Consider the following 15,138-nt stretch of genomic DNA (forward strand, 5'->3'; position numbering starts at 1 on the left):
CGATCTCTACTTAATTACTGTGGGCACTTTTACTAATCCCCCTAAAGATTCGGGGACATTAATAAGAAACTCCTCACGAGAGAAACTTGAGGCGACGACATCTTCTCTTAAATCTTCAGGACTGATGACATGGGATAAACCAACCTCAATAACTACATCTGTTACATCCATAGAAATAGATTCTTTCATAATGCCGATGACTTCGTTTAACGAAGTCTCGTATTCTTGAATAAGCTCTTCGCTTAATTCTAAAGCTGAGCTCTTCGCCAAAAGTAAAATTTCTTCTCTAGTTACATAGGGTTGTGTCATTTCCTAATCCCGATAATTTATTGTAATGAAGCTAATGTCCATTTTGAGTTTTTCATGAAAAAAACTTCTTGCTCAACTTAACTCGTTGTATGCAAAAAGTCAATGTCTCCCCAAATGCCTGAAAACAAAAAAAAACTTTATTAAATTATAAAAAAGATTAAAAGATGGAATTAAGTATACATCACTTAGGAGAAAAGCAATGCTAGGCAAACTCGTTCGGGGACTATCCTCTCTTATTGTTGTTCTTTGTGCATTGAACGTAGGAATTATAGGATTAACTCATCATAAAGTAAACCTTATTGCTCGACTATGCGGAGGCGCAAGCGCAACAGCAACACAAATTACTTATATTGTTATTGGAATCGCCGGGATTATTTCTTTAATAAGCTATTGTAGTTGTTGTTCTAAGAAGCATCAAGGTGGAGACTGCTGTACAAAGGGTCATACATCTCATCATTGCGATCCTAAAAATTAGACCTTCTCTTCTCAAAACCTGAGATTTCTTCCTAAAATAGTTCTCCTAGTTTTATAGACATCAACGAGAAAATCAAAAGTCACATAAAATAATGTGGCTTTTGATGTTTTTCATTTCCAATACTCAAAGTATTTCCTCTCTTTTTACTCTTCTGTTGTCTCTTGATTTTTTAATTTCTATCTCCTATTGCGTGAATGAATCTTCCATATCACCAAAAGAACCTTGTTATGAAGTCTTCCGTTCCTTGGTTGTTAATTTCCTCAGCAATTACACTTCCATTATCCTCTATTGTTGCTGCCGAAGAAGCAGTGGTAGAACTTCCTGAACCAAAAGTTTCTCAACCTCAAAATGGAAACGTAAATTTAGGTCCTAGCGATAATTATCCAGGAACAGGAGGTAATGGATCTGGATTTACTTACAAGGAAACATCGACCGAAGGAGGAACTACTTATACTCTTAATGGTGACGTATCTATATCTAATGTAACTTCTACCCAAGCACCGGCTTCCAGCAATCAACCTGAAGTTCAGTCTCAACCACAGTCACAAGCAAAACCCGAAGTACAAAATGGAGTTGAATCTCAATCTAGTCCAGTATCAGATAAGAGTTCAAATTCAGAAGTAGACAAGGAAAACAAGAAAGCGAATTCTGAAGGAGATCATTCAAGTTCAGAACCAAAAACAGAAGAATCACCCAGGCCTGAAGTCTCAGAATCATCCAGAACAGAAGTTTCACCAGAATCAACTACGACGGATGTTAGCACCGAAAGCAACTCTACTTCTGACACTGAAGTTTCATCAAGTTCAGATACTGAAACGGTAACAACATCTAGAATTTTAGCTGGGATACTAAGAGCTGATGCTACCGCTTTAGATAGCAGCTCATCGAGTTCTGGAGGATCTCAAGACCAAGGATCCCAACGCTCCCCTGAAGCAGCCCAAGCAGCAAATAAAAGCTGTTTCTTAAATACTGCAGGCCCTCTTACTTTTGTTGGATCTGGTCATTCCCTCACTTTTGATACTATAACTATAGAAGCTCAAGGAGCTGCTATTAATAATAGTGCTGGATCAGCTTTAACATTATCAGGATTTAATAACTTATCCTTCGCTAAATCTACGAACCAGGATCAAACAAAAGCAGACAGTGCTATCTATGTAGGACCTAAAAAAACCGAATCAGGAGGTGGTAACGGAGGATCTGTTGGAGGAGTTCCAGGAGTTGGCGGATTAATTCCCGAAAATTCTGTGAGTAATAGCGCATCAGAACCAAATGCTGCAGCAAACCTCTGGACGATATCTTCAGATACCGGTGCACCTGAAATCGGAGCTATATCTGCTGAAGGTGTTTCCGGTGAAAATGGTATTGCTAGTCCAAAAGCTGAAGAAGCTGCACCTGATGCATCTGCTCCTGCCATTATTCTTAAAGGAAATGTCAATATCACATTTTCTGGTAACTCCTCTAAAAAAGCTGGCGGAGCCATTAACGTCAGTGGAGGCTCAGCAACAATACAAAACAATACCGGGACGTGCACCTTCTCAAATAACAATGCCAAAGATCAAGGTGGTGCTGTATCCGTTACTGGAAATTTCGATATCACTGGAAACACAACAGTCGTCTTTTCTGGTAATCAAGCCAAAGAAATACCTCCCAAAGAACCTGCTGCTGAAAAGGCTGCTATTTCAGATCAATCTCAAACACCGGCTACAGGAACTGGTGGAGCTATCCATTGTCTAGCAGCTACTGATGCTTCCGTTCCGGCCGTTAAAGTTCCAGAAAAAGTTGTTGCCGCTGCTACAGGAGGAGTTCTTCCTTCTATACGAGCTGTATCGCTATCAGCAGATAGTACTCCCGCACCAAAACAAGTAAATGCCGCTGCAGCCGCTGATCCATGTGTAACCATCTCAGGAAATACTACTGTTACATTTGATAATAATTCCTCTACTGTTAGTGGTGGAGCTATCTATGCTAAGAAATTAGTTCTATCTTCTGATGGAGATATCACCTTCTCTAATAACTCTTCCGGGAAAGGTGGAGCTATCTTCATTACTGATAATGGAGATATCAGCATTACTGCTGCTACAGGATCAATTACTTTCCAAGGCAACAAGGTTACAGCGGCTGAAGAAATTACTCTTCCTGCTAAACCACAAGCAGGATCAGGAGATGCTGCTGTTTCCGGTGATGTGCAAGCAAATGCAGCCCAATCAGGACAAGCTGAAAATAATGTACAACCGCAAGTAGATAAAGCTCTAACCGCGTTTGTAACTTTTGCTAATAAAGCTCAAGTAGACGCTAAAGCAGATCAAAACCAATCCCAAACTCCTACGAAACCCTCCCACAATGCTATTCATTTAGGTAGTGGAGCGACAATTTCACAATTACGTGCTGGAACAGGACAAACGATTTTCTTCTACGATCCTATTACAACTACAAAACCAGTTGCTGCTAGCCCAGGATCTTCTGGACCTGCAGGTCCTTCAGGACATTCTGTAATTGTAAGAGCTGCCGCAGTTGCCGCTGCACCTGGAGCAGCTCAAGCTGCAACACCTAAAACTCCTCTAAAAATCAATGCTCCTGATGCACAGGCACCAGAAGCAAAAGAAGGAGCTGTTTCTGGAGAAACAAAACAAGCCACTTATAATGGTACGGTTGTATTCTCTGGAGAAAAACTAACAGCTGATGAAGCTAAGAATTCATTGAATGCAATGAGCGTTTTCAATACCGACGTATCTCTTGAAGCAGGAACTCTTGTTTTAAGAAACGGAGCTGGTCTTCTTTTAGATTCTTTTGTACAGAAAGAGGGTTCTTTGATCATTATGGATGGCGGAACATCAATCATAACGAATGTCCCAGCTGCTGAAAATCCTAGTTCCAAGGCTCCTGCAGTGCCAGCAGTTCCTAATAATGTAGTTCCTGTTGTAAATGTGTCCTCTAAATCAAACCTGAAAATTATATCTGATTTAGTAGCTTCCTCTTTGATGAACTTTAAACCAATAGGTCCTTCTGCATCTGCGCCTGCTGTATCTAACTCACAAGTAACAAACCCAGATGGATCAATTACAATCACCAACCTTGCTGTTAACTTAGATTCTCTAAGCGAAAATAAGGTCATTACTCTTGCTGCGACAGGAACAGGAAATGTCTCTATAACTGGAGATTTGAAATTCCAAGATAGCAGTCAGAATTTCTACGACAATCCAATGTTAAACAAAAACTTCTCTGCAAATATCTTAGATATTTCTACATCTGCTGGAGGAAAAGTAGATACTACCGGTTTTAATATGATCCCTCAAGGATCAACCAGTTCTAATGTTGGCTATCAAGGAAAATGGGAGGTTACGGAAGTTAAAGATACTAATACTGGTAAAGTCTCCTTTGAACTCAAATGGATATCCGCAGGTTACACACCTACACCAAATCGCCGTGCAACTTTAGTTCCTAACAGCTTATGGTGCTCTGCTGTTGATATTCGTGCTATTCAACAACTTGTTGAAGTTAGCACCCAAGGCGAAGACTTCCATAAGGGTATATGGATTTCAGGAATCTCTAACTTCTTCCATAGAGACTCCATGAAAGTACAGAAAGGATTCCGTCATATCAGTTCGGGATATGTTGTGGGCGCAAGCACACAACCCATCACTGATAGGGTTATTGATATTGCTTTCTGTCAGATGTTTGGCAAATCTAAAGATTACCATCTTGCAAAAACTAGATCGCATATTTATGCAGCATCTATCCATACAAAACGTGAAAAACTAATCAATCACTACAAGCTCTCAAATAAAAAAGGTTCTATCCTTACTAAACTTCCTGAACAAATTCCTGTAATCTTTGATGCTCAACTTAGCTACAGTTTAAGTCATAACTCTATGACTACAAAACACACTCCCGATCCCTCATCAAGAGGGAAATGGAATAACCATTGCGTAGCCGGAGAACTAGGAAGCTATCTTCCTATAGTCATTGATAATCCTTTTATTGAAGAGTTCTCTCCATTCATGAAACTTCATGTTGTCTTCGTACAACAAGAAGATTTCAAAGAAACTAAAGGAAATGCAAATAGGAATTTCCAAAGCGCGCACCTTGTAAATGTTTCCTTACCTATTGGTATGAAGTTTGAGAAAACAAACAAGTACAACATTTATAATATCAGCCTTATCTATCAGCCTGATATCTATCGTGATGCTCCAAAATCTAAAGTATTTCTACCCTCTATAGATACTAGATGGTCCACAGGAGCAACAAACTTAGCTAGACAAGCTTTAATAATTGATGGCTGTAATCATCACCATCTAACAGATAGTTTCGAGGTCTTCTGTCATGGAGCTTTCGAACTACGCGGATCTTCTAGAAACTACAACCTTGATCTAGGAGGTAGGTACAAATTCTAAAACCCCGCTCTCTCTGAAACGACCGGGCCTCTTACCAGAAATGAATAAAACATGTCAAGTCTTTTCTGTATTAGACTTGCTTTCTTTTGTACTAATGAGTATTTAACGAAACTGTTTTTTTCATTTCACCACAAGTGTATAAAATGAGGCCTTCTTTATATAAGATTTTAATATCGTCAACCCTGACGATACCATTATCTTTTCACTTCTCGCAATTGCATGCGGAAGTGGCTTTAACTCAAGAATCTATTCTCGATGCAAATGGAGCATTCAGTCCGCAATCTACAAGCACTGCGGGAGGAACTACTTACAATGTTGAGAGCGATATTTCTATTGTAGATGCAGGACAAGCAGCGGCTCTTGCTTCGGCTGCTTTTGTGCAAACTGCAGCCGATCTAACTTTCAAAGGAAATGGGCATAGCCTATCCATAGAAAACGTAAACTCCGGAGCAAATCCTGGCGGGATTAACGTTTCTACTGCGGATAAAGTCCTTACTCTAACAGATTTCTCTAAACTAAGTTTCACAAAATGCCCAGAGGCTACGGTAAATACTGGGAAAGGAGCTGTTAATTCTGGAGGAGCATTAAACTTAGCAAATAATACTAGTATTCTTTTTGATCAGAACCACTCCGCTGAAGATGGTGGAGCCATTTCTTGCAAAGCTTTTTCTCTAACCGGCTCGAGCAAGGAAATCAGCTTCACCACCAATACGACTGCGAAAAAGGGTGGTGCGATTGCCGCTACGGGAGTTGCTAACATCTCAGACAACCAAGGAAAAATCGTATTTTCTGGAAATACTGCTGTTAATTCTGGAGGAGCAGTACATTCAGAAGGCAATACGACTATTTCAGGAAACAGCTCTATTGTTTTTAACAACAATGCTGTTTCTGGAACAGGAAATGGTTGCGGTGGTGCTATCCATTGTAGCAAAACAGGTTCGACACCGGTCCTTACTATAAGAGATAACAAAGTCTTGATTTTTAAGGAAAATACTTCTGCAGCGAAAGGCGGAGCTATTTATGCAGATAAGCTCTATCTAACTTCTGGTGGTCCTACGTTATTTGCAAATAACAAAGCTGTCAATGCTTCGCCTAAGGGAGGGGCTATTGGTATTGCTGCTAGCGGAGAATGTAGTATAACAGCTGAACATGGGGATATTACCTTTGAAAATAACCTTACAGCTACAACTAACAATGCTACGATAAAGAGAAATGCGATTAACATTGAAGGCAATGGAAAATTCATAAATCTACGTGCTGCTTCCGGGAAAACTATTACCTTCTACGATCCTGTAGTTGTTGAGGGTACTGCTGCAGATCTTCTTACTTTAAACAAAGCCGAAGGCGATAAAGTCTACAATGGTAGAATTATCTTTTCTGGAGAAAAGCATACTCAAGAAGAAGCTGCTGTTGCCGATAACTTAAAGACTATATTCACACAGCCTATTACATTAGCAGCTGGTGAGCTTATTTTAAGAAATGGTGTTGAAGTAGAAGCAAAAACTGTTTCGCAAACAGCAGGTTCTCAAATCCTGATGGATACAGGAACAAAGCTTTCTGCGAAAACAGAAGACGTCACCTTGACAAACTTAGCTATCAATCCAAATTCTTTGGATGGAAAAAAATTAGCCGTAGTTGCTGCAGTTGCAAATACTAAAAATGTAACTTTGTCAGGAGCTATTGGTGTTATTGATCCTACCGGAAAGTTCTATGAAGATCATAAGCTAAATGAAACGCTATCTCTTCAAGGAATCCAACTTTCTGCAAAAGGAGCTGTAACAACAACAAACGTACCTAGTGCAACTGTAGGTGTTCCTGAACATCATTACGGTTATCAAGGAAATTGGTCTGTCGCTTGGGTAAAAGATGCTACATCTGATCCCAAAACACAAACAGCTGTTTTTAAATGGAATAAAACAGGATACATTCCAAATCCTGAACGTCGTGCTCCCCTGGTATTGAATAGTCTTTGGGGATCCTTCACGGATGTACGTTCTATTCAGGACGTAATGGAACGTAGCGTAGATAGCATATTAGAAACACGTCGCGGTCTTTGGGTTTCTGGAGTGGGGAATTTCTTCCATAGAGATCAAAGTGCGGCAAATCGTAAATTCCGTCATATCAGCTCAGGATATGTACTAGGTGCGACAACAAACACCTCTAAGGAAGATACTCTTAGCTTAGCTTTTTGCCAGCTATTTGGAAAAGATAAGGACTATCTTGTAGCAAAAAATGCTGCGAATATCTATGCAGGTTCTATCTATTATCAACATGTAAGTAAGTTTGATGATCTAACAAGACTATTTAATGGACCAAACACTTGTTGTTCAGGATTCTCTAAAGAAATCCCTATTTTCTTAGATGCTCAAGTTACCTATTGTCACTCCGGCAATAATATGACAACTACCTATACAGACTATCCTGAAGTTAAAGGCTCTTGGGGTAATGATACTGTTGGTGTAGCGTTATCTACTAGCGTGCCCATTCCCATATTTAGTTCTTCTTTCTTTGATAGCTATGCACCATTTGCAAAATTGCAAGTTGTCTATGCTCATCAAGAAGATTTCAAAGAACCTACAAGCGAAGGTCGTGTCTTTGAAAGTAGTGATCTTCTCAATGTTTCCGTACCTATCGGTATAAAGTTTGAGAAACTTGTCTATGGAGAAAGAACAGCTTACGATCTTACATTAGTCTATGTACCTGATGTGTATCGTCATAATCCAAGCTGTATGACAGGACTAGCTATTAATGACGTTACTTGGTTAACAACAGCAACGAATCTTGCTAGACAAGCTTTCATAGTTCGTGCAGGTAACCATATCGCCTTAACATCTGGATTTGAGATGTTCAGTCAATTTGGTTTCGAATTGCGAAGCTCTTCAAGAAACTATAACGTAGATCTTGGAGCTAAAGTCTCTTTCTAAAAAGCACCCCCCTGCCCATACCTGGGCAGGGCTTCTTCCTTTCAACACTCTTAATCCCCTTGACTTTTAATTATTTTTGTGATCGGTTAACGCTATCTCAATTCACCCAGAGCATGAAATATGAAACACCCAGTTTACTGGTTCTTAATATCTTCGGGGTTGATCGCCTCGACCTCATTGAGCTTTGCTCAAGCAGATAACAAAACCCTGTCTTCTAATGATAGTTTTAATGGAAATACTACAAACGAGACGTTCAAACCGAAAGAAACTAGCAATAACAATGGCACTAATTATACATGTGAGGGTGACGTATGTATTGCTTATGCAGGATTAACAACAGCTTTAAATAAAAGTTGCTTCACTGATAGTGCAGGTAATCTTTCATTTATAGGTAATGGACATTCTCTTTGTTTTGATAATATTAATGCTGGAGCCAGTAATCCTGGAGCTATTAACGTCAGCGGTTCTAATAAAACTCTGGATATTTCAGGATTTTCTTTATTTTCATGTTCCTTCTGTCCTCCAGGGACAACAGGAACAGGAGCTATTAAAGCTGTGGGGAATACAACTATAAAAAATAACACTAGCCTTATCTTCAATAGAAATTGCTCAACATCAGAAGGAGGAGCCATTAACTGTAGTAATGGTAGCAATCCAGAATTGAAATTCGAAGGAAACAAACATCTGGTATTCTCAGAAAATTCATCTAAAAGTAGTGGCGGAGCAATCTATGCTAATAAATTAACTATTACTTCTGGTGGAACTACGATATTCTCCAACAATAGTGCGTCAAAAGACAACAGTCCTAAAGGCGGGGCTATTTGTCTAAAAGACAGCAATGGAGAATGCAACTTAACAGCTAACCTAGGTGATATTATTTTCGATGGAAACAAAATAATAACAACTGGGAATAGCGCGAAAACGGTCAGAAATTCCATAGATCTAGGTACTGGTGGAAAATTCATGAAATTAAATGCCAAAGAAGGTTTTGGTATTTTCTTCTATGACCCTATTGCCGATAATGGTGGTACCGATGAGATAGAGATCAATAAAAAAGAAGCTGATAATACTTATACAGGTCAAATTGTCTTTTCTGGAGAACGTTTAACTAAAGAAGAAAGACAAGTTGCGGACAATCTCAAATCCACCTTCAAACAAAAAGTAAAAATAGGCTCGGGCTTATTAGTTCTTAAAGATGGTGTAACTTTAGAAGCTAAATCCTTCACACAAACGGGTGGTGCTGTTGTCATGGATTCAGGCACAACTTTACAAGCCCCATCAAGTAGTGGTGAGTCTATTACATTAACCGATCTCTCCATTAATATCGCCTCATTGGGGGGGGGGGGGGGTATCCCGCCTGCCAAAATCGAAGCAACAACAGCAAGTCAAACGGTCTCTATCACTAATCTTAGTTTAGTTGATTCTGATGGCAATGCCTACGAATATCCTATATTCTCCTTAACACAACCATTCACATCTGTTATAGCAGCAAAAGCTGGTAATAACGGTTCAATAACACTTCCTACAACATCTTCTAATCCTTTTATCCCGTCCACTCATTATGGTTACCAAGGTGATTGGTCTGTCACCTGGAAGCAAGGAACAAATGCACAAGAACAAAAAGCTACATTTGATTGGAAACAAACTGGTTATCTCCCTAATCCAGAACGTCAAGGTCCATTAGTTCCTAATACATTATGGGGGTCTTTCTCGGATGTACGCGCTATTCAGAATCTTATGGACATTAGTGTCAATGGCGCTGACTATCAAAGAGGATTCTGGGTATCAGGATTGGCTAACTTCTTACACAAAAGTGGTACAGAAACAAAACGCAAGTTCCGTCATAACAGTGTAGGATACTTGTTAGGAGCCTTTGCTCAAACGCCTTCTGAAGATATCTTCAGTGCTGCTTTCTGTCAGTTGTTTGGAAAAGATAAAGATTACTTAGTATCTAAAAACAGCTCTAACATCTATGCAGGCTCTATCTACTATCAGCATACTTCCTTCTGGAGTGCTTGGGATAGGCTGCTACAAAATACTATCGGCGCGCAAGCTCCGTTAGTATTAAATGTACAACTCACCTACAGTCATACTTCTAATGATATGAAGACCAACATGACTGATAAGTATGCTCCGCAAAATGTCGTTTACTCAGAGATCAAGGGTGATTGGGGTAACGATTGCTTCGGAGTAGAACTTGGCGCTGTTGTGCCTATCGCGTCTCAATACTCTACCCTATTCGATATGTATTCGCCTTTCTTAAAATTCCAGCTTGTTCATGCTCACCAAGAGGACTTTAAAGAAAATAGCAGTACTGAAGGAAGATACTTTGAGAGCAGCAATCTTACGAATCTCTCCATGCCTATTGGAGTTAAGTTCGAAAGATTTTCTGCGAACGATAGTGCTTCTTACAATTTAACTCTGGCCTACTCACCAGACATTGCAAGAAGCAATCCTGACTGTACGACGTCTCTGCTAGTTAGCCCAACTACAGCTGTTTGGTTAACTAAAGCTACAAACTTAGCTAGACAAGCCTTCATTGTAAGAGCTGGAAATTACTTATCTTTCAGTCCAAATTTTGAAATCTTTAGTCAGTTCGGTTTCGAGCTCAGAGGCTCTTCCAGAACCTATAATATAGATCTCGGATCTAAAATCCAGTTCTAACTCACCTCCACCTCCCCTGCCCCCACCACGGGGCAGGGCCTACCAACTCTTTCAATATCATTGACTTTTAAAATTTTTTATGATGGTTTTAGTCTATCTAAACCTATCTATGATCTAAAAATATGAAATATCCAGTTTGTTGGTTCTTATCCTCTGGGTTGATAGCCTCGACCTCTTTATGCTTCTCCGCAGCAACAGAAGAAATCTTAACTTCCGAAAATAGTTTCAACGGAAACGATGGCACGAATGCAACATTCACAACACGATCTACATCCAATAATGAGGGAACTATCTATAGATGTAGTGGAGATATTTGTATTGCCTATGCAGGGAAAGGAACTCCTCTAACAACTAGTTGTTTCACCCAGACTGCGGGAGATCTGACATTTATAGGTAATTGGCGTAAATTATGCTTTGAGAATATTACTACTGATACTGGAAATCCAAAACCTGCTGCTATTGATGTAACAGCTGAAAAAACTCTCCTTATTTCAGGATTTTCTTCTTTCTCATGTTCCTACTGTCCACCATCACAGAAATCAGCTATACAAGCAGCAGGAGCTATTAAATCTGTAGGAGAAGTAAAATTTGAAAATACTTTCAATGTTCTATTTCAAAAGAACCAATCTAAAGAAAACGGTGGAGCAATCAATTGTAAAGCCTTCTCGTTAACAGGCGTCACCGGAACTGCTAATTTTACAGACAATCAATCTGTAAAGAGCGGTGGAGCAATTTACGCAACAGGTACAACTACCATTTCTAGTAATAATAAAGTATTTTTTACGAATAATCATTCCGCAACCAATTGCTCCGGGGGAGCTATTAATTGTAGTGATACTACTAATCATCCAGAATTAAAATTAGAGAATAATAAAAATCTCATATTTTCAGATAATATAACCGAAACTAGCGGCGGAGCAATCTATGCTGATAAGTTAACCATTACGTCCGGCGGTCCTACTCTATTTTCTAATAACTCTGTACATCACACTACCTCACCCAAAGGTGGTGCTATTTGCTTAAAAGATTCTGCAGGAGAATGCAGTCTAAGTGCGAATCTTGGTGATATTACTTTTGTAGGGAATACCATAGTCGCTGATCAAAAACCTACTAGAAATTCTATAGATCTTGGTACTGATGGGAAATTCACTCAACTGAGAGCTAAAGACGGTTTTGGTATTTTTTTCTACGATCCTGTGACATCATCAGGAACACAAGCAACCAGCTTAACTATTAATCAGTCAGAAGGGAATTCAACCTATACTGGAAAAATTGTCTTCTCCGGAGAAAAACTAACTCCTCAAGAAAAACAAGAACCTAAAAATCTAAATTCAACATTAAAACAACCCGTCACATTATCTGCAGGATCATTAATTCTCAAAGATGGTGTAACTTTAGAAGCTAAATCTTTCACACAAACGGGCGGTTCTGTTGTTATGGATTTAGGAACTACATTACAGACTCCGAATGCAGATGGAGACAGTATAACCCTTACTAATCTCTTTATTAATGTTGCTTCGTTAGGCAATGGTGGAGTTGCTACTCCTGCTAAAATTAAAGCAACAACAACCGGAAAGAAAGTTACCATTAATTCGGTTAGCTTTGTTGATGATAATGGTAATGGTTATGACTACCCTATACTTGCCACAAACAAGCCTTTCACAGGTATAGAAATTACTGCAGCTACAGCTAGCACTCCTGATATTCCTGCACAAAATCTGACTAATTATGTTCCCCCAACTCACTATGGCTATCAAGGAAACTGGACAGTGACCTGGGCAGGAACCGGGGATACAAAAACCGCAACATTAATCTGGAACAAAACCGGTTACGCTCCCTCTCCTGAACGTCGAGGAACTTTAGTTCCTAATACGTTATGGGGAGCTTTTTCAGATGTAAGAGCAATTCAAAACCTTATGGAAGTTAATGCAAATGGTTCTAACTATCATAGAGGCTTCTGGGTATCAGGATTAGCAAACTTTTTACATAAAAGTGGTACTGCAACAAAACTTAGATTCCGTCACGATAGTGCTGGATACCTCTTGGGAGTATTTAATCAAACACCTTCGGAAGATATATTTAGTGCTGCATTTGGTCAGTTATTTGGTCGAGATAAGGATTATCTCGTCTCAAAAAATACTGCTAATATCTACACAGGATCTATCTACTATCAGCATATCTCATCCCTTGCTGCTTGGGAGAGATTATTAACCAGAGCTTTAGGTCTACAAGTAGCCTTAATTCTTGATGCTCAACTAACTTATAGTCATGCTTCCAATGAGATAAAAACAAATGCTCCTGGAACTGTTCCTCCTCAAGATACTATTTATTCACAAGTTAAAGGCGATTGGGGTAATGACTGCATTGCAGTAGAGCTTGGAGCTACAGCACCTATCGAATTAGGCTACGCTTTCTTTGATACATATGCTCCGTTTATGAAAGTTCAGTTCGTATATGCTCATCAAGAGGACTTTAAAGAACACAACAATGATAGAGGAAGACATTTTGAAAACAGTCATCTAACAAACGTCTCCTTACCTATAGGAATACGATATGAAAAATCTGCTAAAAACAATCGTTCTTCTTACAATCTAACACTTACTTATATTCCTGATATTGTCAGAAGCAATCCTAATTGCACAACCTCTCTTCTATCCAATCCTACTGGAGCTATTTGGACAACAACAGCAACAAACTTAGCCAGACAAGCTTTTGCTATAAGAGCAGGAAATTATAAGTCTTTTAGCAAGAATTTCGAAATCTTCAGTCAATTTAGTTTCGAACTCAGAGACTCTTCTCGAACCTACAATGTAGATCTTGGATCTAAGATCCAGTTCTAATTTCTCTCATCTTCCCTGCCCTATTCCGGGCAGGGGTTCTCTAAACACTCTATGTAATTCTATTGACTTTTAAATATCTTTGTGATCGTTTTAAGAAATCTCAAATCACCCAGAGCATGAATATATGAAACATCCAGTCTACTGGTTCTTAATATCTTCGGGGTTGATAGCCTCAACTTCTATGAGCTTAGCAACCCCCGTAGAGATAACATTACCCTCATCAGATAGTTATAACGGAAACAACTCACCAAACGCTACATTTACACCTAAAGAGACAGCTAATGCCACTGGAACAAAATATATATGTACCGGGGATGTGTGTATCGCAAATATAAGTACTCCTCAAAACAAAAGTTGTTTCTCAGATAGTCAGGGAGATTTAATTTTTCAAGGAAACAATCATTCGTTATGTTTTGAAAATATAAATACAACAACAAAACCGGCCGCTATTGAAGTGACTACTTCTGCAGGTAAAAATTTATCTGTGACAGGATTTTCTATGTTTTCATGCTCTTTCTGTCCACCTGGAACAACGGGTCAAGGAGCAATTAAATCTACGGGAACTACAACTTTTGACAATGATTCCAAGATTCTTTTTCAACAAAACTGCTCAACAGAAAATGGTGGAGCCATTACTTGCAAAGGTTTAACTCTACAAAACTCATCGAATTCTACATTATTTAGCGGTAACACATCTCAGAAACATGGCGGGGCAATACACTCTGAATCGACAACTAATATTATTAATAACAACAATATAGACTTTAGTAATAACAAAACAATCGGGAGTTCAGATTCTTCAGGTGGAGCTATTTATTGTAGTGAAACTTCTAACAACCCGGAGCTAAAATTCGAAGGTAATGGACAGCTAACTTTCCTAGGAAACTCATCCCAAGTTAGCGGGGGAGCCATTTACGCAAAAAAGCTTATTCTAACATCAGGTGGCCCCACCATATTTGCTAATAATTCTGTAACTGCAACAGCTGATCCTAAAGGTGGTGCCATTTGTTTAGACACTAGTGGTGAATGTAGTTTAACTGCCGATCGCGGAAACATTATCTTTGACGGGAATACTGTAACCACTTCCGGAAACTCAGGATCAAGCAAAAGGAATTCTATAGATTTAAATACAAGTGGGAAATTCACGAGATTGAATGCTAGAGATGGATTTGGTATTTTCTTCTATGATCCGATTGCAAATAACGGGGATACTGCTACTACACTAAATATCAATCAAACAGCCGATTCCATTAGTTATACAGGAAAAATTGTTTTCTCAGGAGAGAAACTATCACAGGAAGAAACCGGTAAGCCGGAAAATCTTTCTTCTTATTTTAAACAGCCTGTGACTTTGTCTTCTGGATCATTTATTCTTAAGGAAGGCGTAACTGTAGAAGCTAAGTCTTTCACCCAGACAACAGGATCTTCTGTCATCATGGACATAGGAACTACTCTACAAACTCCTGACAACGGTGGGGACATCATCAATCTCACAAATCTTTCCATTAACGTGACTTCATTCGGGGGGGGGGGGG

The 15,138-nt window shown here is 39.2% G+C and carries 6 protein-coding genes and 1 pseudogene; 6 read left to right on the forward strand and 1 reads right to left on the reverse strand.

Annotated features, from left to right (window positions below):
• Positions 1-6: 6 nt before the first annotated feature.
• On the reverse strand, positions 7-309 hold the full coding sequence (gene gatC, locus O6937_RS04335; protein WP_332390427.1) for an Asp-tRNA(Asn)/Glu-tRNA(Gln) amidotransferase subunit GatC: 303 nt from the start codon (positions 307-309) through the stop codon (positions 7-9).
• 199 nt (positions 310-508) lie between these two features.
• Here gatC and O6937_RS04340 point away from each other — a divergent pair, with 199 nt between their 5' ends.
• The 6 genes and pseudogenes from O6937_RS04340 to O6937_RS04365 all read left to right on the forward strand — a co-directional run.
• Positions 509-784 (forward strand): DUF378 domain-containing protein, encoded by a 276-nt coding sequence (locus O6937_RS04340; protein ID WP_213240498.1) that lies wholly within the window; start codon positions 509-511, stop codon positions 782-784.
• A 227-nt stretch (positions 785-1,011) separates the two neighbouring features.
• The gene (locus tag O6937_RS04345) at positions 1,012-5,175 is read left to right on the forward strand and encodes a polymorphic outer membrane protein middle domain-containing protein (protein ID WP_332390428.1); all 4,164 of its coding nucleotides are present in this window, start codon (positions 1,012-1,014) and stop codon (positions 5,173-5,175) included.
• Between the two features lie 143 nt (positions 5,176-5,318).
• Positions 5,319-8,099, forward strand: coding sequence for a polymorphic outer membrane protein middle domain-containing protein (locus O6937_RS04350; protein WP_332390429.1), 2,781 nt, complete (start codon positions 5,319-5,321; stop codon positions 8,097-8,099).
• Positions 8,100-8,219: 120 nt separating this feature from the next.
• Entirely contained in the window at positions 8,220-10,763 is a 2,544-nt protein-coding gene (locus tag O6937_RS04355; RefSeq protein ID WP_332390430.1) for a polymorphic outer membrane protein middle domain-containing protein, read from the forward strand.
• 122 nt (positions 10,764-10,885) lie between these two features.
• Entirely contained in the window at positions 10,886-13,603 is a 2,718-nt protein-coding gene (locus O6937_RS04360; protein WP_213240491.1) for an autotransporter domain-containing protein, read from the forward strand.
• 124 nt (positions 13,604-13,727) lie between these two features.
• Positions 13,728-15,138, forward strand: a pseudogene (locus O6937_RS04365) (Pmp family polymorphic membrane protein autotransporter adhesin); the annotation flags it as partial.

Source organism: Chlamydia sp. 04-14 (assembly GCF_036632095.1).
Classification (GTDB): Bacteria; Chlamydiota; Chlamydiia; order Chlamydiales; family Chlamydiaceae; genus Chlamydia.